Genomic DNA, 24,225 nt, shown 5'->3' with positions numbered 1-24,225 from the left:
ATGCTGCTGCTGGGTCTGCTCCTCCTCCTCGCCGGTGCCCTGGTGGTGCTCGCCGCGCTCCTCACCGCTGAGGTGAGCGCCGGTCGGCTCGAGATCCTCGGGATCGACCTCTCGGCGACCACCTTCTTCCTGCTCGGCCTCGGTGCCGGGGTGGCCGTGCTGCTCGGCGCGGTGGTCGCCCGCAAGGGCGCCGGCCGCACCCTGCGCAAGCGCCGCGAGCGCGACCAGCTGACCGAGCTCTCCGAGAAGCTGGAGCGCGTCGAGGCCGAGCGGCGGCGCGACCACGACGACGAGGGTCCGCGCATCTGACGACCCCGGCCCGGCTCAGGGCTGCGGCCCGGCCCGTGCCTCGGCGACACCGTCGCCGGTCTGCCCGAGCCACCGCGGGCCCTCCACCACGACCGTGAGCCGCACCTCGGCGCCCGCGGGCCGGCAGTCGACCAGCTCGGCCCCGTGGCGCCTGGCCACGGAGCCCGCCTGACCGCAGGCATCCCCGCCCTCGGCCAGGGCCTGCGCCGCCGCCAGCGCCGCCAGGTCGGCCGCTGCCTGGGCCGTGCGGTGCGCCAGCAGCAGCGCCGCGACGACGGCGCACGCGGCCCCCACCAGCACCAGCACCCCGGCGAAGGCCAGCACCAGCACCGTGGCCGCCCCGCGCTCGGGACGCTCCGGCCGGCCGTTCACGGCCCTCCTCCGTTCTCCTCCATCACCGCGACGGCCTCACCGCGCACGGTGACCGCCGGCAGGAAGGCGAACAGCCCGCCCGGGCCGGTCACCTCCCCGCTGGCCACCGCGACGGCCTGCTCACCCTCGATGCTCACCACCACCTCGCCGCCCGCCGGCGCCACCCGCCGACCCACCGCCACCGCGGCACCGGTGTCGTCGCCCCGGGCGACGGCTCGCGCCGTCTCGCGCGCAGCGTCGAGCACCCGGATCTGCGCGATGCCGACGGCGAGCAGCCAGACCAGGCCGACCGTGAGCGCCACCAGCAGCGGCAGCCCCATGGCCAGCTCGGCGGTCACGGCACCCCGGCTGCCTCGGCCTCCCCGGGCCGACGGGCGGCGTCGGCTCACCCGATGCCCAGCAGGCCGAGCACGTGGTCGAAGAGCGTCTTGAGCAGCTTGTCGCCGAAGCCGCCGGTGAGCAGCGTGTAGAGCAGGCCGGCCAGGCCCGCCCCGGCTGCCGTGCCCACCGCGTACTCGGCGGTGGTGATGCCTCGCTCGTCGTCCGCCGCGCGTCGCGTGCGGCGGACGACGGCGGTACGTGCGTCGTGGTTCCTCATGGTGTCTCCTCCCCGCGGCCGCCTGGTGCGGACCGTCGACGGCCAGCCTGCGACCGGCCGCGCCGCCGTGCACGCGCGTCGCCGCCGCCTGTGGAGGGGACCGGACGCCACCTGCGCCTGTGGACGTGGAGCGGGCCGGAACCGGCCTCGGACGGTCACAGCACCGTCACCATCAGACCCGCCACCAGCGGCACGATGCCCACGAGCACGAAGGCGGGCAGCAGGCAGAGACCCAGCGGCACCGCGGCCTTGACGCCGACCGCCCGCGCCCGGTCCTCCACCTGGGCCCGCGCCTCGGCGGCCAGCTCGTCGGCCAGCCGCTCCACCGCCGTGGCCACCGAGGCACCGCTGCGATGGGCGCGCGCGAGGCCACGGGCCAGCGGCGCGAGGGCCGGGTCACGCACGGCGGCCTCGGCCCAGGCGGCCTCCGGGCCGGCGCCCAGCTCGAGACGTGCCGCGACGCCCGCCAGCCGCTCCGCCGCCGGGCCGGGCAGGGCGCGCGCCACCACGCGCAGCGCCTGCTCGGTGGCCGCCCCTGCCCGCAGGGCCGCCGCCAGCAGCGACACCACGTGGGGCAGGTCGTGCCGCAGCGCCTCGCGGCGATGACGCACCGCCACCGGTTCCACCCGCGCCAGCACCGTGGCGGCCACCACCGCCGCCGGTACCGCGAGACCCAGGCCGAGCGGCCCGGGCACGAGCACCGGTACCGCGCACCCGGCCAGCACGGCGACCACGCGACGGCGCGGGGCCGTCCAGCCCAGCGGCCGGTCCTCCCGCCCGACGACACCGGCGCCGGGGCTGCCCGCGGGCGGCCACCGCACCGGCGCCGGCCACGCCAGCAGCAGGGCGGCCGCGGCACCCGCGCCGGCGAGCAGACCCAGCAGCCCCTCGCTCACGACGACTCCCCCGAGGCGGGGACCAGACCCGGGGGCGTGGCCGTGACCGCCCGGGCCAGCGCCTCGATCCACGCGAGCCCGGCCAGGCCGAGCGCCAGCCCCGACGCCAAGCAGGCCAGGCCGACCGGGTGCCCCAGCAGGAAGGCCCACGGGTCACCCCCGACGCCCGACCCCATCAGCAGCGCCACCACCGGCAGGCACGCCACCAGACGCGCCGTCGCCCGCGCCGAGGCCAGCTCGCCGTCGACGACCCGCGCGGTGGCCCGGTCGGCCCGCAGGTCGGACGCGACGCGTTGGACGGCCTCGGCCAAGCCGCCGCCCGAGCCGTGGGCCACCTGCCAGGCCGCAGCCACCACCCGCAGCTGACCGGCCCCGGGGCCACCGGCCAGCCCCCGCAGGGCACCCGGGACGTCGCCGCCCACGCGGAAGGTCTCGGCCACCGGTGCGACCAGCGGCCAGTCGCCGGCCGCCCGGTCGAGCGCCGCTGCCGGGGGCTGACCGGCTGTCAGCTCCGCCGCCAGCTGCTCGCACAGGTCGAGCACCCGGGCGGACACCTCCTCCGCGCGCACGGAGCGGCGTCGGGCCGCCACCAGTCGGCGCGCCGCCAGCAGCACCCCGGCCCCGAGCAGCACCAGCACCAGGGAGGAGCCGTCGAGCAGCAGCAGGGCCAGTCCGACCGCCGCGGCAGCGAGGGAGAGGCCGAGCCACCCAGGCCGACGGTCACCGACGTCGCCGCCCGGGTCCGGGAACCGCGGCGCGGCCGGCAGCACGAGCAGCAGCACCCCGGCGGCCGACAGGCCGGCGAGCACGGCCGGGATCACGTGCGGCAGCACGGTCAGGCTGCCCGGCGGGCCAGCAGCTCACCCAGCCGCGCGGCGGCCGGCCCGGTGTGCACCTGCCCGTCGGCCCCGACGACCACGGCAGGCTCCATCCGCACCAAGCCCTCGTCGTCACGGGTCGGCAACGCCACTTCGGCCAGTCGACGGTCGCCGTCGCGCCCGCGGTGAAGATGGAGCACCACCTCGACCGCGGAGGCCAGCTGGCTGTGGGCTGCATGCCGGTCGAGCCCTGCCGCCAGTGCCAGGGCCTCCACGCGTGCGGGCACGTCGAGCGCCGAGTTGGCGTGCAACGTGCCGCACCCGCCCTCGTGGCCGGTGTTGAGCGCCGCCAGCAGCTCCACCACCTCGGCGCCGCGCACCTCGCCCACCACCAGCCGGTCCGGTCGCATCCGCAGCGCTTGCCGCACCAGCGTGCGCACCTCGACGCCGCCCGCACCCTCCAGGTTGGGCGGACGCGCCTCGAGACCCACCACGTGCGGGTGCGCCGGCCGCAGCTCGGTGGAGTCCTCCACGAGCACCAGGCGCTCGGCGGGGTCGACCTCGCCGAGCATGGCGGCGAGCAGCGTGGTCTTGCCCGAGCCCGTGCCCCCGCTGACGAGGAAGGCCAACCGGGCGGCGACGACGCGCCGCACCAGACGCAGCACCTCGCCCCCGACCAGCTGCTCGAGCGGGAAGCCGCCACTGCGCGGCACCCGCAACGAGATCGAGGTGCCCGGCCGGGCGATCGGCGCGAGCACGGCGTGCAACCGGGCTCCTCCGGCCAGGCGCAGGTCGACCCAGGGGGTGGCGTCGTCGAGCCGGCGCCCTCCGAACCCGGCGAGCCGCTGCGCGAGCCGGCGCACGGCGGACTCGTCGGCGAAGGTGACCCCGGCGGGTTCGAGGCCTCGACCGCGGTCGAGGAACACCTGCTCGGGCCCGTTGACCAGCACGTCGGTGACGCCGGGCAGCCGCAGCAGCGGCTCGAGCGGGCCGGCCCCCACCACCTCGTGGCGCAACGCCTCGTGCACGGCCAGGACCGTCGCGTCACCCACCGGGCGCCCCGCCTCGCGCAGCGCGGTCGCGACGCGGTGCGGTGTGATCTCGCCGGGCTCGCGGGCCAACCGCTCACGCACCAGCTCGAGCAGATGGCCGAGGCCTGGGTCCGCGCCCGTGGCGCCGTCGACGCTCACGCGGCGCGCGCCCGGCCGGCGCCGCTCCCGCCCTGGCCGGCACGGGCCGCGGCGAGGACCTGGGCCGCGGCCCGCCCCAGGCGCCCGCGCGGGTGACGCACCGGCCCCAGACCGAGATCGATGCTCTCGGCGAGTGCCCGTTGGTCCTGCATCTGGGCCAGCACCGGCACCCCGGTGGCGCGGGCGACCTCCTCGGGCGGCACCCCGGTGCCGCGCAGCACGAGGTTGGCGCCCGCCACCTCGGTGAAGCGCGCGCAGGTGCGCGCCGCGGCCGCCACCCCGGCCACGCTCGGCACCGCCATCACGAGCACCAGGTCGCAGCGCGCCGCCAGCTCCTCCACCAGCGGGTCGGCGCCGCGCGGCAGGTCGAGCACCACGGTCGCGTGCCCGCGACGGGAGGCGGAGAGCGCCTCCCGTGCAGCGAAGGCCTGCAGCGCGCTGGCGCGCCCACCGGCGTACCACGAGAGCACGCCCAGGCCGCCTGCGCGCGGCAGCGCCTCGCGCAACGCTCGCGCGCTGAGCCGCCCGGTGGTCTGGCACAGCGCGTCCCACCGGAACCCCTCGTGGTGCTCCAGGCCGAGCACCCGGTCCACGCCGGGCCCCAGCGGGTCGCAGTCGATGACGACGGCGTCCCCCTCGCCGGCGGCCACCTGCCCCAGCGCGCAGGCGAACGTGGTGGCACCCGCCCCGCCCGAGCCACCGGTGACGCCCAGCACCAGGCCCCCGGGGCGCGGCTCGTCGAGGTCGGTGAGCGTCTCGACCAGCCACGCCTCGGAGCGGGGCAGCTCCACCAGGCCCGCGGCACCGATGCGCACCGCGTCGCGGAAGAGCCCGTCGGGGGCACGACCGGGTGCCACCACGTGCACCGCGGCGCGCCGCACCGGCTGCAGGTCGGCCACCGCGGGCGCGAGGTCGGCGCCCAGGAGCACCAGCGGAGCGGCGATCCAGGAGCGCAGGCACCCGACGGCGTCGTCGGCCAGCTCCGGCGTGACGCCGGCGGCGGCACACAGCCGCAGCAGCTGGTCGCGCAGGGTCGGGTCGGCGGTGACGACGAGGGGCGAGCTGATCGATGAGGTCATGCGCCGAGCCTCGGCGGCGGCGACGACATCCGACAGCAGCCGACCGACCGCCTGTGGAGGAGCGTGTCCCGACCCCCGCCTGTGGACGCCCACCGGTCCGGATCGCCACCCCGGGCGATCGCGCGTGGCTGATCCACGACGACCGAGCGCCTACGCTGAGGACATGGCGCGCACCGCGGCCTTCTTCGACCTCGACAAGACGATCATCGCCAAGTCGAGCGCGATGGCCTTCAGCAAGCCCTTCCAGGCGGGCGGCCTGATCTCGCGCCGCGCCGTGCTGCGCTCGGCCTACGCCCAGCTGGTGTTCGTGACCGGAGGTGCCGACCACGACCAGATGGAGAAGATGCGCGCCTTCATGTCCCAGCTCTGTGCCGGCTGGGACGTCGCCACGGTCCGCGAGATCGTGGCCGAGACGCTGCACTCGATCGTCGACCCGCTGGTCTACGACGAGGCCGTCGGCCTGATCGAGGAGCACAGCACCGCGGGCCGCGACATCGTGATCGTCTCCACCTCGGGCAGCGAGGTCGTGGAGCCGATCGGCGAGATGCTGGGCGCCGACCGTGTGGTCGCCACCCGGATGGAGGTGGCCGAGGGCCGCTACACCGGGGGGATCGAGTACTACGCCTACGCCGAGGAGAAGGCGCGGGCGATCAGGGCGATGGCCGAGCAGGTCGGCTACGACCTGGCGCGGTGCTACGCCTACTCCGACTCCGTCACCGACGTGCCCATGCTCGAGGCGGTCGGCCACCCGCATGCCGTCAACCCCGACCGCGAGCTGCGCCGGATCGCGGCCGCGCGCGGCTGGCCGATCCTGGTGTTCAGCAGGCCGGTGGCGCTGCGCCCCCGCGTGCCGCTGCCGCCCGCCCGGCCGACGCTGGCCGCCCTCGCGGTCGGCGGTGCCGTGGCGGCCGGCGGTCTGGTGTGGAGCAGCGCGCGACGGCGTCGGGCCTGACGACGAGCGCAGGCGACCCGGTCGGGGCTCAGGTCACCTTGTCGACGACGGCGCCCACCGCACCCGCGGCGGTACCGGCGACCGTCTTGGCAGCGGCGACCTTGCGGGCGCGACGCTTGTCGGCCCGCAACGCGAGGTAGTTGAGCGCGCCCCACGTCATGGTGGTGGCCAGAACCTTGCCGCGCACCGCGTCGTCGTCGGTGCGCGAGGCCAGCACCAGGCCGTCGCCCACGTCGCAGGCGATGCGGATCCACATGGCGGTGCGCACGGTGCGGTCGGAGCGGCCGAGCACGCCGAAGGTGCTGATGGCCAGGTCGCGCACGCCGAACACCTCGGCCAGCAGGTCGTACCCGGCCTGCTCGTCGCTGTCCGCGCCCAGGGCGCGCCCCAGGTGGCCCGGGTCGTAGAAGCAGTACCCGGCGTAGGAGGCGGTCGCGGCACTCATCAGGCGGCTCAGCGCGTAGCTCATGGGGCGAGGCTACGACCCCCTGCACAAGCGACGGCTGGACCGGCGACGTCGAGCCGGACGCAGTGACGGCAAGCCGGAAGTTTCCACCTGCCCAGGCGGCGGCCGCGCGCCTAGCGTCGCGCCCATGACTCCCGGCTCCGTCCCCGCACCGCCCGCGGCCCGCCTCGCCGACCCGGCGACCGGTCCCCGCGTCGCGCTGCGCCTGGTCACCACGCACGAGGACCGCACCCGCCGCCTCGACGTCGTCGTCCAGGGTCAGACCTCGGCGCTGCTGGAGGGCGGGGAGCAGACCCTGTTCTCCACCGAGCGGCTCTGGCCGGTGCTGCGCGAGGAGCTGCCCCCGCTGGACGCGCTGCGTGCCGCTCCGCGCGGAAGGTTGCTGCACGACGCCGCGGAGCCCGGCCCGACGTTCGTGGCCGACTGCCGCGCGCACGTCTCGCTCGCCACCCTGGTGGCCACCGGCCCGGAGCCCGTGGCCGCCACGGAGGTGGCGCTGCGCTCCTGGCTGGCCACGGAGACCGGGCTCTGGTCCGTCACTCCGACGGCGGAGGGGGGCACCCGGGTGCTCTCGGCGCCCGAGGGCGCCCTGGCCGACCACCTGGTGTGGGACGTGAGCGCCGCCATGGAGGCACTGGTGCGCGGTCTGGAGGCCACCTCGTGACCGTGACGCACGGGATGGACACCGCGGCCGGTCGGGTCGCGGGGCAGCAGCTCGACACCGGCGCCCAGGAGATCCGCGAGCTGGCCGGGCGGCTGGACGCCCTGCTGCACTCCTTCGACTGGACGGGCAGCGACGCCGAGCGCGTGCGCGAGACCTGGCAGGTGCAGGAGCGTCCCGACCTCGACGCCGCCGCCGGCCACCTCTCCGGCCTGGCCGCCCTGCTGCGCGCCGAGGCCGAGGCGCAGGACGGCGCCTCGGACTCGGGTGCGGGCGGCGGCGCCGCCGTCGCCGCGGCACCCGCGGCGGGTGCCGGAGGCTGGCTGAGCCGGGTCGGCTCCTGGATCGGCGACCGCGTGGGGGCCTTCGCCGCCGGGCTGGCCCGCTCGATGGGCCACCGGGCGGACTTCTGGGGCAAGGTCGGCGACGTCCTCACCGGCCGCGAGGACTGGTCGGTGGCGGAGATCGCCGCCAGCGCCATCGCCGGCGTCGGCGCCGAGGCCGGTGCCTGGACGGGACTGGTGACCGGCGAGGACGGCCGCTGGTTCGGCGAGGGCGCCGGGGTGGCCGGCACGCCCGACGCCGTGCCCACCGACGCCGCCCAGGCCAGCCAGTACCGCCCGGCGCTGACCCCGCCCACCGACCTGGCATCGCTCATGCAAGGGGTCGCGGACGGCTACCAGGTCGGCTCGGAGCCTGGGAGCACCGGCGACGTCCGCATCACCCGCGTCGACAACGGGAGCGGCACCCCGGGCTACGTGGTGGCCATCCCCGGCACCGAGAACTGGTCGCCGTCCGCCGGCGCCCAGCCACGCGACCTCTCCGCCAACGTCAACCTGGTGGCCGGCAACCCGACGGCGGCCGCGGAGTCGGTGCAGCGGGCCATGGAGGCCGCCGGCATCCCTCCCGGCGCCCCGGTCATGCTGGTGGGCCACAGCCAGGGCGGCATCATCGCCGGCGCGCTGGCCTCCGACCCCGCCTTCATGGAGCGCTTCGGCGTCTCGCACGTGATGACCTACGGCGCCCCCATCGACCACATGGCCCTGGACCCGCGGGTCCAGGTGCTGCAGATGCAGCACGGCGCGGATCTGGTGCCCCGGCTCGACCTCGGCGGGTTGGGCGCCGGCGGGTTCCCGCAGGCGCAGCCCACCGTGACGCTCGAGAGTCCCGGCAACTTCTGGGAGCTCGGCACGAACCACAGCTACGCGGAGTACCAGTCCTCGGTGCGTGAGGCCATGGCGGCGGGGGGCGCCGAGGGTCGTAGCCTGAGCGAGTACCAGGCCTCGTTGGGCAGCTTCCTCGTGGGACCCGGCGGCAGTGCCTCCGCCGTCGACGTGCCGGTCAGCCGCCGCGTCGACCAGCCGTGACCTCGACCCGGGGAGGGATGAGCATGGGGATCCTCGACCGTGTGCTGCGCCGTCGGCCCGAGGAGCAGGACGTCTCGCGCCGGCTCGCCGAGGCGGTCTCGGCAGTGGCCGGGGTGACCTCGCACGACGTCGCCTACAACCACCAGCAGTACCGCCAGGGTGCGCTCACCGGCACCGTCGAGGTGCCGGACGCCTGGACGTTCTCGCAGGTGCTGGTGGCCGCGACACGCCGGTTGCAGGAGTGTCTGGGCGACGACGCGCAGCGGGTCACCGTCTACCTCGCCGGCCGATTACCGGACGGCGAGACGGTGGTGCCGGGCGACCTCGGCCTGAGCCAGCCTCCCCTGGCCCGGGAGCTGGTGCGCTGGCTGGCCCGCCGCGACGCCGAGGGGCCCGATGTCAAGCCTTGAACCCGTGCCCGGGGAGGCGTAGAAACAACCCCACGGCCAGCCCCCACGGTGGCCGTCCAACCTCCCGGCGAGACACCCGCCGGGCCCAACTGAAGAGCAACACGTGACCGGGGTACCCACGCGGCGATCCACCCTTCACAACAGGGCGCTGATCCGGCGGGACTCCCGCGGCAGCAATTGATGATGCACGCTTGGTAGCCAGTGGTCTCGTGTCAGCGGTGGCGCCCAGGACCTTCGAGGACCTGGGCGCCACCTGCGAGCGCCCAGCCAGTCAGCGACGAAGTCGCTGACTGGCGTCGGGCGCGAAGGTCGAGTAAGCCCCGCGGGTGAGCCTGCGAACCCGCGACGGGCGCATCGAGACCCCTCGACTCACGGTCCGTGCACCAGCGGAGCGAGGCACGGGTGAGGAACGAACCCGTGCGGAGCGGAGCGGAGCCCAGCCCCTGCCGACTCAGCGTGATGCAGGGAGGGCGCTCGGCCGTCTGAGGTTTCGACACGCTCGTCGCTGGCGCTCCTCACGGCTCAACCAGCAGTGGCGACGGGGGGGCGAGCGGCCTGCGGTGGTTTCGACACGCTCGTCGCTGGCGCTCCTCACGGCTCAACCAGCGGCGGTGACTACTCCGCGTCGCGGCGCAACGGGCTCGCCTCCGCACCGGCGGCGAAGGCCTCGGCGCAGTAGAGCAGCCAGGAGTGCATGCCGGCGGCCCCGCCGGTGGCGTAGCCGCGCAGGTTGGACTCGTACTGCGGGCGCAGGGCCAGGTGGCCGGCCTCGGGGACGACGAGCGACTTCTCGTCGACGCCGCGGGCCACGAGCACCAGCCGCTCGACGGCGCGGGCCACGATGCCGTTGTGGGAGGCGAAGGGGGCGGCGGTGGCGAGCTCGCCGTGCACGGCGCCGGCGACCAGCAGCGCGGGCGCGGTGGTCTCGGCGGTGATGACGGCGGCGATGTCGCGCAGCCGGGCCGCGGACTCGGCGTCGCGGGGGCGGCCGAGCCGCTCGTCGGGCAGGGCACCGCGGCCCGCCAGGGCGTGGATGCGGGCCAGGGCCTGGAGCGGTGAGCGCTGCAGCACCGGTACCAGCGCGAGCAGCTCGACCGAGACGCGGACGGCGTCGGCGGCCACCTCGTCGCCCTCGCCGGCACGCACCTGCGCGAGCGTGGAGGTCGAGCCGTCGAGCACGGCGCTGGCGTGCGCTCCGCGCAGCAGCGACTCGCCGGTGTGCTCGGGGGTGGTGCGCCGCAGCCCCCGGTCACGGAGCATCACGTCGATGCCGTCGCGGGTCGCCGCGTAGGCGGAGGGGACACCCTCGAGCGACACCAGCCAGGCGAGGGGGTCAGCAGCCACCCGCGCAGGCTATCCGGCGGTACCCTCGCGCTGATGAGCCAGGACGCCACGACCAGCAGCCCGCGTGACCCGGCGCGCTCCTTCGGTGGCGTCGCCGAGGCCTACGACCGCGGCCGCCCCGGCTACCCGGCCGAGGCCGTCGCGTGGCTGCTCGGCAACCCCGCCGCGGACCAGCAGCTGACGGTGCTGGAGCTCGGTGCCGGCACCGGCAAGCTCACCGAGCAGCTGGTGGCCGCCGGCCACGAGGTGCACGCCACCGACCCCGACGAGCAGATGCTGGCGGTGCTGCGCCGTCGTCTGCCCGACGTCATGACGGCCGTGGGCACCGCGGAGGAGATCCCCGCCCCCGACAGCAGCATCGACGTCGTGGTGGCCGGGCAGAGCTGGCACTGGTTCGACCACACGCGCGCCGTCGACGAGGTGCGCCGCGTGCTCAAGCCGCGCGGGCGCTACTCGATGGTGTGGAACACCCGCGACGAGCGGGTGCCGTGGGTCCGCAAGCTCGGCCGCCTGATCGGCACCCAGGAGCAGGGCACCGACCCCAGCGAGGTGCTCGACGCCTCGCTGAAGTTCATCATCGTCGAGCACACCACCTTCTCGCAGTGGCAGCGCGTCGACCGCCGCTCGATCCTCGACCTGGTCGCCTCCCGCTCGAACGTGGCGGTGCTGCCTGAGCACGAGCGGGAGCAGAAGCTGGCCGAGGTGCTCGAGCTCTACGACTCCTACGGCCGCGGCATGGACGGCATGCAGCTGCCCTACGACGTGCACTGCTACCGCTCGCGCGTCGTCAAGAGCCCCGCGCCCCCGCGCCCGCCGGCCCCCGCCGTCGACGCCTCCCGCGACACCCCCGGCGACACCGAGACCACCGCCGAGCGCCCACGGGTCGACGGCTCGACGTTCCCGTCCGGCGGCCCCGACACCCGCACCGTCACCGACGCCGGCGCGGCCGCGCAGCCGCCGGACGACGGCACGCTGCTCATCCACCTGCGGTAGCGGGAGCCGGCGATGGTCCGCGCCTGGCGGCGCACGCACCTGGGCACCGAGGAGGACCGCACCACCTTCCGCACGCTGCACCGCGCCTCGCTGGCCTCGCCGGCGCTGCGCGAGGGGCTCACCGAGCGGTCCGCGCAGCGCGCCGTCCACCACCTGCGGGGCCTGCTGGGCACGCCGGCGCTGGCCCTCACCGACACCGTGGGCGTGCTGGCCTGGGACGGCGACGGCGAGCACCACCGCGAGCAGGCGCAGGCGCTGATCGCCGACACCGTCGAGCGGGGCCGGGCGCGCAGCGTCGACCGCGGCGGACCGTTGACCTGCGGGGAGCCGGGCTGCCCGGTGCGCTCGGCCGTCGTCAGCCCGCTGGTGGTGGAGGAGCGCGTGGTCGGCACCCTGCAGGCCTTCGCACCGGTCCCGACGGCGGGCCTGGCCCGCGCCGGCGACGAGGTGGCACGGTGGGTCTCCGGGCAGCTGGAGCTGGCCGAGCTCGACGCCAGCCGCACCCGACTGATGGAGGCGGAGGTGCGGGCGCTGCGCGCCCAGATCAGCCCGCACTTCATCTACAACAGCCTCGGCGCCATCGCGAGCTTCGTGCGCACCGACCCCGAGCGCGCCCGCGAGCTGCTGCTGGAGTTCGCCGACTTCACCCGCTACTCCTTCCGCCGCCACGGCGACTACACGACGCTGGCCGAGGAGCTGCGCTCGGTGGAGCGCTACCTGCTGCTGGAGCAGGCCCGCTTCGGGGAGCGCTTGCAGGTGACGCTGCGCATCGCCCCCGAGGTGCTGCCCGTGGCGGTGCCCTTCCTGTGCATCCAGCCGCTGGTCGAGAACGCGGTGCGGCACGGCATCGAGGGATCCCCCGAGCACGGCGGCCTGATCACCATCCGGGCCCACGACCAGGGGCGCGACTGCGTGATCGAGGTCGAGGACAACGGCGCGGGCGAGGACCCCGAGCGGGTGCGTCGCGCGCTGGCCGGTGACGCCGCGCTCGACTCCATCGGCCTGGGCAACGTGGACGCGCGGCTGCGCAACGCCTTCGGCGACGACTACGGTCTGGTCGTGGAGACGGCACCGGGGGCGGGCACGCGCGTGGTGGTGCGTGCTCCCAAGTTCGCCCCGGGGGTGCAGGCGTGACGCCCCGGCCGGGTGGACTCACCGTGCTCGTCGTCGACGACGAGCGCCCGGCGCTCGACGAGCTGAGCTGGCTGCTGGGGCGCGACCCGCGCATCGGCGAGGTGCTCACCTCCGACTCGGCCACCGAGGGGTTGCGCATCCTGCGCGAGGCCGAGGTGGACTGCGTGTTCCTCGACGTGCAGATGCCCGGCCTGACCGGCCTCGAGCTGGCCGCGGTGCTCGGGCGCTTCCGCGAGCCGCCCCCCATCGTGTTCGTGACGGCGCACGAGAGCCACGCGGTGGAGGCCTTCGACCTGCAGGCGGTCGACTACGTGCTCAAGCCGGTGCGAGCCGAGCGGCTGGCCGAGGCGGTGCGGCGCGTGGTCGACGGCGGCGACCGGCAGAGCCCCCAGCACGACACCCAGGTGGCGGTGGAGCGCGGCGGCGTCACCCGCTTCCTCGACCGCGGCGACATCACCCACGTGGAGGCGCACGGCGACTACGCGCGGCTGCACACCGCCGACGACGCCCACCTGCTGCGCACCCCGCTCTCCACCCTCGAGGAGGAGTGGGGCCCGGCGGGCTTCGTGCGCATCCACCGCTCGCTGCTGGTGGCGCTGGCCCACGTCACCGAGGTGCGCATGGAGGCCGGGCGTTGCACCGTGATGGTGGGCGAGGTCGAGCTCGCGGTGAGCCGGCGCCACACCCGCGAGCTGCGGGAGCTGCTCGTGCGCCGCGGCACCTCCCCCGCGGGGGCGTGAGGTGCCCGACGGCGCCCCGCCGCCGCGGGTGCGGGTCACGGGCCCGCCGCGCCGGGTCACCCCCCGGCCGCGCACCCGCGAGATCGACGAGGAGACCGAGCTCGGCGGCGTCTACCTGGGATCGCTGCTGCGCGCACAGCTGGGTCTCGCCGCCCGCGCCATCGGGCTGCTGGCGCTGACGCTCGGCTCGCTGCCGCTGCTCTTCCACCTCTTCCCGGGGCTGGCACGCGTGCAGGTGGTGGGCCTCCCGCTGCCCTGGCTGCTGCTCGGGGTGCTGGTCTACCCGCTGCTGGTCCTGCTCGGGTGGCGCTACGTGCGGCGTGCCGAGCGCAACGAGCGCGACTTCGCCGACCTGCTCTCCGAGGTGCGCGCCGAGGGCGAGGCGTGAGCGGCGCGCCCGGCGTCGTCGCCGTCGTCCTGGTCACGCTGGCGACGCTGCTGATCGGCACCTGGGGTCTCCGGTTCAGCCGCACCACCAGCGACTTCTTCGTCGCCTCCCGCTCGGTGCGCCCGGGGCTCAACGCCTCGGCCATCGGCGGGGAGTACCTCTCGGCCGCCAGCTTCCTCGGCGTCGCCGGGCTGGTGCTGACCTTCGGCGTCGAGATGCTCTGGTACCCGATCGGGTGGACGGCGGGCTACCTGCTGCTGCTGGTGCTGGTGGCGGCCCCGCTACGTCGCTCGGGTGCCTACACGCTGCCGGACTTCGCCGAGGCGCGACTCGGCTCGCGGCGTGCCCGTGCCGCCTGCTCGGTGCTCGTGGTGGCCGTCGGCTGGCTCTACCTGCTGCCGCAGTTCCAGGGCGCCGGCATCACGCTGGCGGCGGCGATCGACGCACCCACCTGGGTCGGACCCGTCGTCGTCGGGGCCGTCGTGGTGGCCAACGTGTCCTCCGGCGGCATGCGCTCGATCACCTTCGTGCAGGCCTTCCAGTACTGGCTCAAGCTGACGGCGCTGCTGGTGCCGGCGGTCGTGCTGATCGGCGTCTGGATGAGCGACGGCAGCCCGGGCTCACGGCTCGCGGAGGCCGGCTCGGACTGGTCGCTGCCACTGGCCACCGGCGGCGGGCCGGGGCTCTACACCACCTACTCGCTGATGGTGGCGACGTTCCTCGGGACCATGGGCCTGCCGCACGTGGTGGTGCGCTTCTACACCAACCCCGACGGCCGGGCGGCGCGCCGCACGACGCTCGTGGTGCTCGTGCTGCTGGGCCTCTTCTACCTGCTGCCGCCGGTCTACGGTGCCCTGGGCAGTGTCTACGCCGCCGACCTGGCAGCCACCGGCGAGGCCGACGTGCTGGCGCTGGAGCTCCCCCGGTTGATGGTCGACGGCGTGGGCGGGGAGCTGCTCTCGGCCCTCGTGACCGCCGGCGCCTTCGCGGCCTTCCTCTCCACCTCGTCGGGACTCTCCATCGCCGTGGCCGGCGTGCTCAGCCAGGACGTCACCGGCCGCGCCTGGGGCGCCCGCCGCCTCGGTGGCGTCACCGCCTTCCGGCTGGGCGCGGTGCTCGCCGTCGCCGTGCCGCTGGCGCTGGCCCTCGCGATGCCCAACGTGGGGGTGGCCCGCGCCGTCGGGCTCGCCTTCGCGGTGGCGGCCTCGACCTTCTGCCCCCTGCTGGTGCTGGGGATCTGGTGGCGCGGCCTCACCGACGTCGGCGCGATGGCGGGCGTGGTGGCGGGTGGCCTGGGGTCCGGCTCGGCCGTGGTCTGGGTGCTGGCCGACGGCAGCGCCTCCGGGTGGTTGGGAGCGCTGCTCTCGCAACCTGCGGCGTGGTCGGTGCCGCTCGCGTTCGCCGTCATGGTGCTGGTCTCACGGCTCACCCCGCACCGCGTGCCTGCCCACGCGCGCCGGTTCATGGTGCGCCTGCACACCCCCGAGGTGCTCGAGCTCGACCGGGGCTGATCCCGAGCCTGACCGACGAGTCGGGTCGGCGTCAGGGCGCGGGGCGCAGCAGGGTGGTGAGGTCGAGGTGGACGACGCCGTGGCCGGGGACGACGACCTGACCGCGGGGGGTCTCGTCGTCGAGCCGCAGCAGCGGGGTCCAACCGCCGCGGTCGGCCTGGAGGACCTCGAGCCAACGCTGCTCGGGGTCGAGGATCCAGTACTGACCCACCCCGCCGGCCGCGTACTCCGCGCTCTTGCCCACGGTGTCCTCGCTGCGGGTGCTCGGTGAGAGCACCTCCGCCACGAGCACGGGCGGGTCCACCACCCACGCACCCTCCGGCCACCGGTCGGTCACCATCACGTCGGGAGCTCTGAGCCGGTCCCCGGGCAGCCGCAGACCCACCTCGGTGAAGACCACGCCGTCGGGAAGGTGCCTCCTCAGCTCCGCGGCCAGGCTGACGGCCGCGAACCCGTGGTCGGGGCCGACCGGCGGGCTCACGACCACCTCGCCGGCGACCCACTCCGCCCTCGGCCGCTCGGGGAGCTCGAGGTACTCCTCCCACGACATCCGCAGGCGTTGCAGCGCGGGCTCCGCGATCGGCACGAGTCCTCCTGACACGTCTCCGGGCACACGTCCGGGCACATCCGTTCCCCCTCCATGGTCGCCCCGGGCGGGGCAGGGTGCAACCGTCACACGGACGCGTCGCGCTCCGTGCTCGTCGTCCACAGGGTCCGGGCCCGGGCGACGACCAGCTCGACCACGCGCGGGTGCGGTCCGATCACCCCGGCCACCACCGCGGCGCCGGCCTCCAGCGACTCGCGGCGCGCGCGGTCGGCGAAGTAGCCCCCGGACAGGAGGTAGGGCGAGACGGCGTCGCCGGGCTGCACCACCTGGGCGGGTCGCTCCCCCAGCGCGGTCAGCGTCGAGACCCGCACCGGCCCGCCCCACTCCGCGGCCAGCAGCTCGGCGGCCTCGGCCAGCTGGGGCAGTGCCTCGGCGTCGGAGGAGCCGGCCGCCACCATGGTGACGGGGCAGCCAGGCTCGGCGCCGGCCTCGCGCAGCCGGTCGGCCTGGGCGGCGGCCAGGAGCGGGTCGGGGCCCAGCGGACGACCGAGCCGTACCGGCGCCCCGGCGCCCTCGACGGCCTCGGGGAGGTCCTGGCGCATGTGGAAGCCGGTGGAGAGCAGCAGCGGCACCGCGACGGCGGGCTCGGCCAGCCCGGCCACCACCGAGGCGAACAGCGGCTCGCTCAGCTCCACGTAGCTGGCGGTGGCCGGCACGCCCAGCACCTCGCCGGCGAGCGACGTCAGCTCGCGGGCCACCTCGTTGCCCGCCACCTGTCGGGTGCCGTGCGCCACCGTCACCAGTCTCGCCGTCGAAGCCACTGCGTCCACGCGCCCAGTCTCCCCGAGGGCCCTCAGCACACCGCGAGCCGGTAGCCGCGCTTGACGACGGTCTGCACGACGCGGGTGCCCAGCGCCGAGCGGAGACGGGCCACGGCCATCTCGACCGCGTGCTCGGAGACGGCGGTGCCGGAGGGCAGCGCGGCCAGCAGCTGACGGCGCGAGACCACGTGCCCGGGGTTGACCATGAGGGTCTGCAGCACCGCGAACGGAGCCGGCGAGAGGCGCGCCTCGACGCCGTCGACCACCACCGTGCCCTGGGAGTCGACCGGGACGATCAGCACCGTGCCGCCCGCCACCGTGAAGGAGAGTCCGCTGGACCGCGACGGGAGCTCGGACTCGAGCTGCTTGACCATCGCCGCCAGCCGCGAGCGGTCGGGGTAGATCGAGGGCACGCCCCACATCTCGAAGGCGGCGGCCGTCACGGGCCCCACGCAGGCGGCCAGCACGTCGGCCTGGAAGGCGCCGACCAGGTCGTCGCGACGACCGGTGGAGCCGGCGGCCTCCATGAAGGCGGCCACCGCCGGCGCCGAGGTGAAGGTGACGGCGTCCAGGGCCCGGTCGGCCACCTGCTCGACCATCCGGAACATCGGCTCGGGATCCTCGGCCCCGGCCACCCGGTAGACGGTGACGGTGGTGACCTCGGCGCCGAGCCGGCGCAGCGCGTGCGCCGCCATGGAGAGCGACTGCCCGTGCTCCTGCACCACGATCCTGCACCCGGTCAGGTCGCGCCCGCGCAGGTGGCGCAGCACGTCCTCGAACGCCTCGGACTCGGGCGACCACAGCTCCTGCAGGCCCCGGCGTCGCAGGGCGCCCACGCTCTTGGGGCCGCGCGCCAGGATCTCGGAGCCGCGCAGCGTGGTGAGCAGGTCCTCCAGCAGGCCCCACTGCTCGGCGGCCTCGAACCAGGTGCGCATCCCCACTCCCGTGGTGGCCAGGAACAGGTCGACCTGGCGGGCCAGCACCTCCTCGGTGGCGGCGCGCAGCGAGGCGTCGTCGACGGTGTTGGGGTGCAGCGAGAGCGCCGGCGCCCACACCACGCGGGCACCGCGACGCTCCAGCAGCGCCACCTGCTCGGTCACCTTGCGGGCCGCGGTCACACCGATGGTGAAGCCGGCGAGGGGCGCCCCGGGCTCGACGACGGCGGGCGGGCTCATGGCCTCATTCTCGCCGCTCACCCACCACCACCTCGCCGTCGCCGGTCACGTGGACGCGCCAGGTGGGCACCCGCACGGCGGGGTCGTCCAGGCAACGCCCCGTGCGCAGGTCGTAGCGCTGCTTGTGCAGCGGGCTGGCCACGTAGGGCACGAGCTCGCCCTCGACCTCCGTGCTGCCCAGGAGACCGCGGGCCAGCACCGAGGCGCGGCCGATCGGGTCGTAGTTGCCGAGCGCGAAGAGCCCGTCGTCGCGGGTGCGGAAGACCGCCACCGCCTCGCCGCGCACCAGCGCGGTGACACCGCCCTCGCGCGGCACCTGCGCCAAGCGGCACACCACGGTGGTCCCGTCGGTCGTCGGCTGGGTCGTCGGCTGGGCTGTCACTGCGGCACCCCCACCGGGATGCTGGCGCCGAGCGACACCGGCCCGGCGGAGTCGGCCGGCACCGACTGGTCCCGCTCGGTGGTGAAGCCGATGTGCGGGTCGGGCACGTCGGGGGCGTTGACGAACGAGACGAACCGCTCCAGCTTCTCGGGGTCGCGCAGGGTGGCCGCCCACTCGTCCTCGTAGCCCTCCACGTGCCGGGCCATCGCCGCCTCCAGCTCGCTGCCCAGCCCGAGCACGTCGTCCACCACCACCTCGCGCACGCGGTCGAGCCCGCCGTCGAGCTGGTCGATCCAGGGTGCGGTGCGCTGCAGCCGGTCGGCGGTGCGCACGTAGTACATGAGGAAGCGGTCGAGGTAGCGCACCAGCGTCTGGTCGTCGAGGTCGCCGGCCAGCAGGCGTGCGTGCACCGGCGTCGCACCCCCGTTGCCACCCACGTAGAGGTTCCAGCCCTTCTCCGTGGCGATGATGCCGAAGTCCTTACCGCGTGCCTCGGCGCACTCGCGGGCGCACCCGCTCACGCCGCCCTTGAGCTTGTGGGGTGAGCGCAGACCGCGGTAGCGCAGCTCGAGGGCGATCGCCATCCCCACCGAGTCCTGGACCCCGTAGCGGCACCAGGTCGAGCCCACGCAGGACTTCACCGTGCGCAACGACTTGCCGTAGGCGTGGCCCGACTCGAACCCGGCGTCCACCAGTCGCGCCCAGATGGCCGGCAGCTGCTCCATGCGCGCCCCGAACAGGTCGATGCGCTGACCACCGGTGATCTTGGTGTACAGACCGAAGTCGCGGGCCACCTCGCCGATCACGATCAGCCCCTCCGGCGTCACCTCCCCGCCCGGGATCCGGGGAACCACCGAGTAGGTGCCGTTGCGCTGGATGTTGGCCAGGTAGGCGTCGTTGGTGTCCTGCAGCGTGCGGTGCGCCGGCTCGAGCACGTGCTCGCCCAGCTGGCTGGCCAGGATCGACGCCACGGCCGGCTTGCAGATCTCGCAGCCGTGCCCACGTCCGTGGGCGGCGAGCACCTGGTCGAAGCGGGTGTGCCCGTGCACGGCGACGACGTCGAACAGCTCGGCGCGGGTCAGCGAGAAGTGCTCGCACAGGCTGCGGTCCACCTCCCGGCCCTGCTCGGCGAACCAGTCCTCCACGATCTTCTTGACCGTCGGCTTGCACGACCCGCAGGTGCTGCCCGCCGAGGTGCAGCGGGTGACGCAGGTGGCGTCCGCGCACGGGTCCTCCTCCTGCGCGACGGCCTGGACGATCTGCCCCTTGGTCACGGTGTTGCACGAGCACACCACGGCCTCGTCCGGCAGTCCCACCTCGGCGACCCCCCGGCTGGCGGGCAGGATCAGGTCCTCCGGGTTCTCGGGCAGCGGAATGCCCCCCACGCCGTCGACGGCCACCATCGGCCGCAGCATGCCGTAGGCCGAGGCGTCGCCCACGAGGATGCCGCCGAGCAGCCGGGTGCCGTCGTCGCTGACGACGAGCTTCTTGTAGTGCCCGGCCACGGCGTCGGCGTAGACCAGCTCGAGCGCACCCTCGGTGGTGGCGAACGCGTCGCCGAAGCTGGCGACGTCGACGCCGAGCAGCTTGAGCTTGGTGGACATGTCGGCGCCGGTGAAGGCGCCGGGGCCACCCAGCAGGGCGTCGACGACCACCTCCGCCATCGTGTAGCCGGGTGCCACCAGCCCGTACATGCGGCCGCCGGGTGCCGCGCACTCCCCCACCGCCCACACGTGCGGGTCACTGGTGCGGCACTGCTCGTCGACCAGCACGCCGCCACGCTCGGCGACGTCGAGCGCGGCCGCGCGGGCCAGCCCGTCGCGCGGGCGGATGCCGGCCGAGAAGACCACCACGTCGGCGTCCAGCACGGTCCCGTCCGCGAGCGAGAGCCCCCGGACGCGACCCTCGCGCTCGACGACACCCGTGGTGGTGGCCCCGGTGTGCACCGAGAGCCCCAGCTTCTCGACGTGGCGGGTCAGCATCGCGCCCCCGGCGTCGTCGACCTGGACCGCCATCAGCCGGGGCGCCATCTCGACCACCGCGGTGCGCAGACCCAGCCCGGCCAGCGCGTTGGCGGCCTCGAGCCCCAGCAGCCCACCTCCGACGACGACGCCGCTGGTGGCCGTCGCGGCCGCGTCGCGGATGGCCTCGAGGTCCTCGATGGTGCGGTAGACGAAGCAGCCCGGCAGGTCGTGACCGGGCACCGGTGGCACGAAGGGTGCGGCACCGGTCGCGAGCACGAGCTCGTCGTACTCGAGCACCGTGCCGTCGTCGAGCAGCACGGTGCGGGTCGTGGGGTCGAAGCCCTCGGCGGTGCGGCCCAGCAGCAGGCGCACCCGGGGGTCCTCGTAGGCACCGGCGGGCAACAGGCTCAGCGCCTCCGCCCCCACCTCGAAGAACGACGTCAGCGCCACCCGGTCGTAGGCGGCACGGTGCTCCTCCCCCACCACCACCACGTCGTAGGTCTCCGTCAGCCCGCGCTCGACGGCGGCCTGCACGAGCCGGTGGCCCACCATGCCGTGGCCGAGGACCACCAGCTGCTTGCGCCGGTGCGGTGCCCGCTCGGTCATGTCGTTCTCCTTCGTCCGGTTCCGCTCGTCGTGCTGCAGGTCAGTTACGGGTGGTCAGGGGGTCAGGGCGGGTCTGCTGGCCAGCAGCTCGCGCACCGCCGGCGCGCAGCCACCGCAACCGGTGGTGGCCCGGGTGGTGGCCCGCACCTCCTCGAGCGAGGAGCACCCGCGGACGGCGCCGGCGCTCACGCCCGCGCAGGCGCAGATCTCGGTCGTGTCCGCGAGCCGGGCCGGCGGTGCGGTCCGCTCGCCCACCAGCAGGGCGCCGGGCTCGTGCGCGGCCAGCCGCACGGACCGGTCGAAGTACTGGGTCACCAGCCCGATGCGGGTCAGGTCGCCCACGAACGCCGCCGCCACGACGACCCCGTCGCGCACCACCAGCCGGCGGTGGGTGCCCGCCACCGGGTTGGTCACCTCCACGACCTCGCCGCCCTCGCCCGCAGCCCGCTCCGGGTCGCCCAGCACGGCGACGTCGAGCCCGGTGGCGCGCAGGCGGGCCACGCTGCGGCTGCCGGTGTAGGTGGCCCCGGTGCCGGCCAGGTGGGCGGCGAGCGCCTCGGCCTGCTCCCACGCCGGGGGCACCAGGCCGCTGGCCACCTCGCCGTGCTGCGCGCAGTCGCCGACGGCGTGCACGTGCGGGTCGCTGGTGCGCAGGTGCTCGTCGACGACGACGCCGCGCCGCACCTCCAGTCCGGCCGCCCGCGCCAGCGCCGTCGAGGGCCGGCCCCCGGCGGTCAGCACCACCAGGTCGGTCTCGAGCGTGTAGCCGGTGTCGAGCCGCAGCCCCTCGTCGGTCAGGCGGGTGGCGCGGGTGCCCGTGTAGACGGTGGTGCCCAGGCGACGCAGCGCCCGCGCCAGCACCGCACCGGCGGGAGCCCCCACCTGGCTGCGCAGGAGGTGCTCGCCACCCTCGACCAGCTCGGTCTCGAGTCCTCGGACCGCGAGGGCACGGGTGACCTGCAGGCCCAGCAGCCCCCCGCCCACGACCACCGCGCGGCGCGCGCCGGGCAGGGCTGCCAGGAGCCGCCGGCAGTCGTCGAGACCGCGGAAGGCGTGCACCCGCGGGTGCAGCCGGCCGTCAGGTCGCACGAGACCGCGGATCGGTGGCAGCGTCGGCAGGGCTCCCGTGGCCAGCACGAGCCGGTCGTAGGGCACCACCTCGCCGTCGACGAGCATCACGTCGCGGCGCGCGGTGTCGAGGCTGAGCACCCGCGTGCCCAGGCGCAGCGCGACGCCTGCCCCCGCGTACCACCCGGGGTCGCGCAGGGTGAGCGCCTGCTCGGGGTGCGTGCCCTCCAGGACGGCCGAGAGCAGGATCCGGTTGTACGGGGCGTGCGGCTCGTCCCCGAGCACCGTGACCCGGGAGCGCCGCGCGACGCCGTGCGCCACCAGCTGCTCGACGAGGCGGGTGGTGGCCATGCCGCTGCCCACCACCACCAGACGCTCACCGCTGCTCACGTGCGCACCGCCGCGGCGCACACCTTGAACTCGGGCATCCGCGAGTCGGGGTCCAGCGCCGCGTTCGTCAACCGGTTGGCGCCCACCCAGTGGAAGGGCACGAAGACGGTGTCGGGTCGGATGGCGTCGGTGATCCGGGCCGGCGCCTCGAGCTCGCCGCGACGCGTCGCCACGACCACCCGGTCGCCGTCGTGGGCCCCGAGCCGCGTGGCGAGCATCGGGTGCAGCTCCACGAAGGGCCCCGTGTCGGGCAGGTCGCGGATGCGGCGCGTCTGCGCGCCGGACTGGTACTGGGCGAGCACTCGGCCCGTCGTCAGGTGCAGCGGGTAGTCCGCGCACGGCTGCTCGGCGGCGCCCCGGTGGGTGACGGCGACGCAGCGTGCACGGCCGTCCGGCGTCGCGAACTCCTCGGCGAACATTCGCGGGGTGCCCGGGTGCTCGCGCGAGGGGCACGGCCAGAACACCCCCTGCCCGCCGCGGATTCGCTCGTGCGTGATGCCGGCGTAGTCGGCGCGGCCTCCCGCGGAGGCACGGCCCAGCTCGGCGAACACCTCCGCGGGGTCGGTGGCGAAGTGCGACGGCGACCCGAGCCGCGCGGCGAGCCCGGCGAGGACCTCGAGGTCGCTGCGCACCCCGGGCGGCGGGGCGACCGCCTGCTCGCGCAGCAGCACCCGACCCTCGAGGTTGGTCATGGTGCCGGTCTCCTCCGCCCACTGCGTCACCGGCAGCACGACGTCGGCGAGGGCCGCGGTCTCGGACATCACGACGTCGGCCACCACCAGGAGGTCGAGCGCCTCCAGGCGCGCGGTGATGCGGGTGGCGTCGGGGGCGGAGACGACGATGTTGCTGCCCATGACGAGCAGTGCTCTCGACCCGTCGTCGGTGCCGAGCCGCTCGAGCAGCTCGAAGGCCGAGCGACCCGGACCCGGCAGGTCGTCGGGGTCGACACCCCAGACCGCTGCCACGTGGGCGCGGGCCGACGGGTCGTCGATCATCCGGTAGCCGGGCAGCTGGTCCGCCTTCTGCCCGTGCTCCCGCCCGCCCTGGCCGTTGCCCTGGCCCGTGAGGCAGCCCCAGCCCGCGTGCGCCGTGCCGGGCATGCCCAACGCGAGGGCGAGGTTGATCCAGGCCAGCACCGTGGCGGTGCCCTGGCTGTGCTGCTCGGCACCGCGGGCGGTCAGCACCATCACGCGCGGCGCGGTGGCCAACCGGCCGGCGAGGGCTCGCAGCTCCTCGGCGGCCACGCCGGTGACGCGCTCGACCCGCTCGGGCCACCACGCCGCGACCTCGCGCCGGACGGCCTCGAAGCCGGTGGTGCGCGCCGCCAGGTACTCCTCGTCCACCGCGCCGGCGGCCACCACCAGGTGCAGCAGTCCCAGCGCCAGCGCGAGGTCGGTCCCGGGGACGGGCTGCAGCACGGTGTCGGCGCGCTCCGCCGTCGCGGTGCGGCGCGGGTCGACCACCACCACGTGACCGCCGCGGGCGCGCAGGCGGTCGAGGTGACGGGCCGCGGGCGGCATGGTCTCGGCCAGGTTGGAGCCCACCAGCACCAGCAGGTCGGTCTGCTCGACGTCGGCGAGCGGGAAGGGCAGGCCGCGGTCGAGCCCGAGCGCCTGGTTTGCCGCCGAGGCCGCCGAGGACATGCACCACCGGCCGTTGTAGTCCACCTGCGAGGTGCCCAGCGCCACCCGCGCGAACTTGCCCAGCGCATAGGCCTTCTCGTTGGTGAGCCCGCCGCCCCCGAACACCGCGACGGCGTCCCGGCCGTGCTCCTCCTGCACGGCGGTCATCCGCGAGGCCACCAGGTCGAGCGCCTCCTCCCACGAGGCGGTGCGCAGCTCACCCGTGGCCCGGTCGCGCACCAGCGGGCTGGTGAGCCGCTCGCGGTGCCCGCGCAGGCCCGTCGCCGTCCAGCCCTTGCGGCACAGGGCGCCCTCGTTGACCTCGAAGTCCGGGCGCGCCTCCACCTCCAGGTCGCGGCCGCGCCGCACGAGCCGCATGCCGCACTGCAGGCTGCAGTAGGGGCAGTGGGTGTCGGTCACCG

At 75.5% G+C, this 24,225-nt stretch carries 26 protein-coding genes; 10 read left to right on the top strand and 16 right to left on the bottom strand.

The window, feature by feature from the left end; translation table 11 throughout:
* Complete coding sequence (locus ABD948_RS02435) at positions 1-309, top strand: hypothetical protein (protein WP_345262457.1); 309 nt, start codon at positions 1-3, stop codon at positions 307-309.
* A 15-nt stretch (positions 310-324) separates the two neighbouring features.
* Here ABD948_RS02435 and ABD948_RS02430 read toward each other — a convergent pair whose 3' ends face one another.
* The 7 genes from ABD948_RS02430 to ssd form a co-directional block, all read right to left on the bottom strand.
* Positions 325-681 carry an Rv3654c family TadE-like protein gene (locus ABD948_RS02430; protein WP_345262456.1) on the bottom strand — a complete coding sequence of 119 codons (357 nt, stop codon included), beginning with the start codon at positions 679-681 and terminating at the stop codon, positions 325-327.
* Complete coding sequence (locus ABD948_RS02425) at positions 678-1,019, bottom strand: TadE family type IV pilus minor pilin (RefSeq protein WP_345262455.1); 342 nt, start codon at positions 1,017-1,019, stop codon at positions 678-680. The genes ABD948_RS02430 and ABD948_RS02425 overlap by 4 nt, the downstream gene beginning before the upstream one ends.
* Before the next feature lie 47 nt (positions 1,020-1,066).
* Positions 1,067-1,279, bottom strand: a complete 213-nt coding sequence (locus tag ABD948_RS02420; RefSeq protein WP_345262454.1) for a DUF4244 domain-containing protein — start codon at positions 1,277-1,279, stop codon at positions 1,067-1,069.
* A 155-nt stretch (positions 1,280-1,434) separates the two neighbouring features.
* Positions 1,435-2,175, bottom strand: coding sequence for a type II secretion system F family protein (locus ABD948_RS02415; RefSeq protein ID WP_345262453.1), 741 nt, complete (start codon positions 2,173-2,175; stop codon positions 1,435-1,437).
* A complete protein-coding gene (locus tag ABD948_RS02410) occupies positions 2,172-3,008 on the bottom strand; it encodes a type II secretion system F family protein (protein ID WP_345262452.1) in 837 nt (278 codons plus the stop codon). Before ABD948_RS02410 ends, ABD948_RS02415 begins: the two co-directional genes overlap by 4 nt.
* A 2-nt stretch (positions 3,009-3,010) precedes the next feature.
* Positions 3,011-4,183, bottom strand: a complete 1,173-nt coding sequence (locus tag ABD948_RS02405) for a TadA family conjugal transfer-associated ATPase (RefSeq protein ID WP_345262451.1) — start codon at positions 4,181-4,183, stop codon at positions 3,011-3,013.
* Complete coding sequence (gene ssd, locus ABD948_RS02400) at positions 4,180-5,262, bottom strand: septum site-determining protein Ssd (protein WP_345262450.1); 1,083 nt, start codon at positions 5,260-5,262, stop codon at positions 4,180-4,182. Before ssd ends, ABD948_RS02405 begins: the two co-directional genes overlap by 4 nt.
* A gap of 163 nt (positions 5,263-5,425) precedes the next feature.
* Here ssd and ABD948_RS02395 point away from each other — a divergent pair, with 163 nt between their 5' ends.
* Positions 5,426-6,214 carry an HAD family hydrolase gene (locus ABD948_RS02395; protein WP_345262449.1) on the top strand — a complete coding sequence of 263 codons (789 nt, stop codon included), beginning with the start codon at positions 5,426-5,428 and terminating at the stop codon, positions 6,212-6,214.
* A gap of 28 nt (positions 6,215-6,242) precedes the next feature.
* On the opposite strand, the gene ABD948_RS02390 is transcribed toward ABD948_RS02395, so the two are convergent.
* Positions 6,243-6,683, bottom strand: a complete 441-nt coding sequence (locus ABD948_RS02390; RefSeq protein WP_345262448.1) for a hypothetical protein — start codon at positions 6,681-6,683, stop codon at positions 6,243-6,245.
* A gap of 124 nt (positions 6,684-6,807) precedes the next feature.
* On the opposite strand from ABD948_RS02390, the gene ABD948_RS02385 reads away from it, so the two are divergent.
* The 3 genes from ABD948_RS02385 to ABD948_RS02375 are packed head-to-tail and all read left to right on the top strand — an operon-like array spanning position 6,808 to position 9,118.
* Positions 6,808-7,344 carry a hypothetical protein gene (locus ABD948_RS02385; protein WP_345262447.1) on the top strand — a complete coding sequence of 179 codons (537 nt, stop codon included), beginning with the start codon at positions 6,808-6,810 and terminating at the stop codon, positions 7,342-7,344.
* Positions 7,341-8,708, top strand: a complete 1,368-nt coding sequence (locus ABD948_RS02380) for an alpha/beta hydrolase family protein (protein ID WP_345262446.1) — start codon at positions 7,341-7,343, stop codon at positions 8,706-8,708. Before ABD948_RS02385 ends, ABD948_RS02380 begins: the two co-directional genes overlap by 4 nt.
* Positions 8,709-8,731: 23 nt before the next feature.
* On the top strand, positions 8,732-9,118 hold the full coding sequence (locus tag ABD948_RS02375; RefSeq protein ID WP_345262445.1) for a hypothetical protein: 387 nt from the start codon (positions 8,732-8,734) through the stop codon (positions 9,116-9,118).
* Positions 9,119-9,733: 615 nt separating this feature from the next.
* On the opposite strand, the gene ABD948_RS02370 is transcribed toward ABD948_RS02375, so the two are convergent.
* Positions 9,734-10,462 (bottom strand): Fic family protein, encoded by a 729-nt coding sequence (locus tag ABD948_RS02370; RefSeq protein WP_345262444.1) that lies wholly within the window; start codon positions 10,460-10,462, stop codon positions 9,734-9,736.
* Between the two features lie 33 nt (positions 10,463-10,495).
* Between ABD948_RS02370 and ABD948_RS02365 the strand changes: the two genes are divergently transcribed.
* The 5 genes from ABD948_RS02365 to ABD948_RS02345 are packed head-to-tail and all read left to right on the top strand — an operon-like array spanning position 10,496 to position 15,228.
* Positions 10,496-11,455 carry a class I SAM-dependent methyltransferase gene (locus ABD948_RS02365; protein WP_345262443.1) on the top strand — a complete coding sequence of 320 codons (960 nt, stop codon included), beginning with the start codon at positions 10,496-10,498 and terminating at the stop codon, positions 11,453-11,455.
* Between the two features lie 12 nt (positions 11,456-11,467).
* Positions 11,468-12,589 carry a sensor histidine kinase gene (locus tag ABD948_RS02360; RefSeq protein WP_345262442.1) on the top strand — a complete coding sequence of 374 codons (1,122 nt, stop codon included), beginning with the start codon at positions 11,468-11,470 and terminating at the stop codon, positions 12,587-12,589.
* Positions 12,586-13,329 carry a LytR/AlgR family response regulator transcription factor gene (locus ABD948_RS02355; RefSeq protein ID WP_345262441.1) on the top strand — a complete coding sequence of 248 codons (744 nt, stop codon included), beginning with the start codon at positions 12,586-12,588 and terminating at the stop codon, positions 13,327-13,329. Before ABD948_RS02360 ends, ABD948_RS02355 begins: the two co-directional genes overlap by 4 nt.
* A gap of 1 nt (position 13,330) precedes the next feature.
* Complete coding sequence (locus tag ABD948_RS02350) at positions 13,331-13,717, top strand: hypothetical protein (RefSeq protein ID WP_345262440.1); 387 nt, start codon at positions 13,331-13,333, stop codon at positions 13,715-13,717.
* The gene (locus ABD948_RS02345; RefSeq protein ID WP_345262439.1) at positions 13,714-15,228 is read left to right on the top strand and encodes a sodium/solute symporter; all 1,515 of its coding nucleotides are present in this window, start codon (positions 13,714-13,716) and stop codon (positions 15,226-15,228) included. Before ABD948_RS02350 ends, ABD948_RS02345 begins: the two co-directional genes overlap by 4 nt.
* A gap of 31 nt (positions 15,229-15,259) precedes the next feature.
* On the opposite strand, the gene ABD948_RS02340 is transcribed toward ABD948_RS02345, so the two are convergent.
* The 7 genes from ABD948_RS02340 to ABD948_RS02310 all read right to left on the bottom strand — a co-directional run bounded on the left by ABD948_RS02340 (position 15,260) and on the right by ABD948_RS02310 (position 24,223).
* Positions 15,260-15,814: a Uma2 family endonuclease gene (locus ABD948_RS02340; protein ID WP_345262438.1), complete on the bottom strand. Its 555-nt coding sequence runs from the start codon at positions 15,812-15,814 to the stop codon at positions 15,260-15,262.
* Between the two features lie 86 nt (positions 15,815-15,900).
* The gene (locus tag ABD948_RS02335) at positions 15,901-16,605 is read right to left on the bottom strand and encodes a sirohydrochlorin chelatase (protein ID WP_345262437.1); all 705 of its coding nucleotides are present in this window, start codon (positions 16,603-16,605) and stop codon (positions 15,901-15,903) included.
* A 23-nt stretch (positions 16,606-16,628) separates the two neighbouring features.
* Positions 16,629-17,771 (bottom strand): uroporphyrinogen-III synthase, encoded by a 1,143-nt coding sequence (locus tag ABD948_RS02330; RefSeq protein WP_345262436.1) that lies wholly within the window; start codon positions 17,769-17,771, stop codon positions 16,629-16,631.
* Positions 17,772-17,775: 4 nt separating this feature from the next.
* Positions 17,776-18,153 (bottom strand): nitrite reductase small subunit NirD, encoded by a 378-nt coding sequence (gene nirD, locus ABD948_RS02325; RefSeq protein ID WP_345262435.1) that lies wholly within the window; start codon positions 18,151-18,153, stop codon positions 17,776-17,778.
* Entirely contained in the window at positions 18,150-20,723 is a 2,574-nt protein-coding gene (nirB, locus tag ABD948_RS02320) for a nitrite reductase large subunit NirB (protein WP_345262434.1), read from the bottom strand. The genes nirD and nirB overlap by 4 nt, the downstream gene beginning before the upstream one ends.
* A gap of 54 nt (positions 20,724-20,777) precedes the next feature.
* Positions 20,778-22,181 (bottom strand): FAD-dependent oxidoreductase, encoded by a 1,404-nt coding sequence (locus ABD948_RS02315; protein ID WP_345262433.1) that lies wholly within the window; start codon positions 22,179-22,181, stop codon positions 20,778-20,780.
* Complete coding sequence (locus ABD948_RS02310; RefSeq protein ID WP_345262432.1) at positions 22,178-24,223, bottom strand: molybdopterin oxidoreductase family protein; 2,046 nt, start codon at positions 24,221-24,223, stop codon at positions 22,178-22,180. Before ABD948_RS02310 ends, ABD948_RS02315 begins: the two co-directional genes overlap by 4 nt.
* Positions 24,224-24,225: the final 2 nt, after the last annotated feature.

The organism is Nocardioides nanhaiensis (genome assembly GCF_039542785.1).
Taxonomy (GTDB): Bacteria; Actinomycetota; Actinomycetes; order Propionibacteriales; family Nocardioidaceae; genus Nocardioides; species Nocardioides nanhaiensis.
The sequence above is the reverse complement of the archived record's forward strand: the minus strand, read 5'-3'. Positions and strand labels throughout refer to the sequence as shown.

What these genes read in the sequence shown, in the direction of transcription:
- ABD948_RS02435 (WP_345262457.1), top strand. Translation starts at nt 1, where the DNA reads ATGCTGCTGCTGGGTCTGCTCCTCCTCCTCGCCGGTGCCCTGGTGGTG.
- ABD948_RS02420 (WP_345262454.1), bottom strand. Translation starts at nt 1,279, where the DNA reads ATGAGGAACCACGACGCACGTACCGCCGTCGTCCGCCGCACGCGACGC.
- ssd (WP_345262450.1), bottom strand. Translation starts at nt 5,262, where the DNA reads ATGACCTCATCGATCAGCTCGCCCCTCGTCGTCACCGCCGACCCGACC.
- ABD948_RS02395 (WP_345262449.1), top strand. Translation starts at nt 5,426, where the DNA reads ATGGCGCGCACCGCGGCCTTCTTCGACCTCGACAAGACGATCATCGCC.
- ABD948_RS02390 (WP_345262448.1), bottom strand. Translation starts at nt 6,683, where the DNA reads ATGAGCTACGCGCTGAGCCGCCTGATGAGTGCCGCGACCGCCTCCTAC.
- ABD948_RS02385 (WP_345262447.1), top strand. Translation starts at nt 6,808, where the DNA reads ATGACTCCCGGCTCCGTCCCCGCACCGCCCGCGGCCCGCCTCGCCGAC.
- ABD948_RS02375 (WP_345262445.1), top strand. Translation starts at nt 8,732, where the DNA reads ATGGGGATCCTCGACCGTGTGCTGCGCCGTCGGCCCGAGGAGCAGGAC.
- ABD948_RS02365 (WP_345262443.1), top strand. Translation starts at nt 10,496, where the DNA reads ATGAGCCAGGACGCCACGACCAGCAGCCCGCGTGACCCGGCGCGCTCC.
- ABD948_RS02360 (WP_345262442.1), top strand. Translation starts at nt 11,468, where the DNA reads ATGGTCCGCGCCTGGCGGCGCACGCACCTGGGCACCGAGGAGGACCGC.
- ABD948_RS02330 (WP_345262436.1), bottom strand. Translation starts at nt 17,771, where the DNA reads ATGAGCCCGCCCGCCGTCGTCGAGCCCGGGGCGCCCCTCGCCGGCTTC.
- nirB (WP_345262434.1), bottom strand. Translation starts at nt 20,723, where the DNA reads ATGACCGAGCGGGCACCGCACCGGCGCAAGCAGCTGGTGGTCCTCGGC.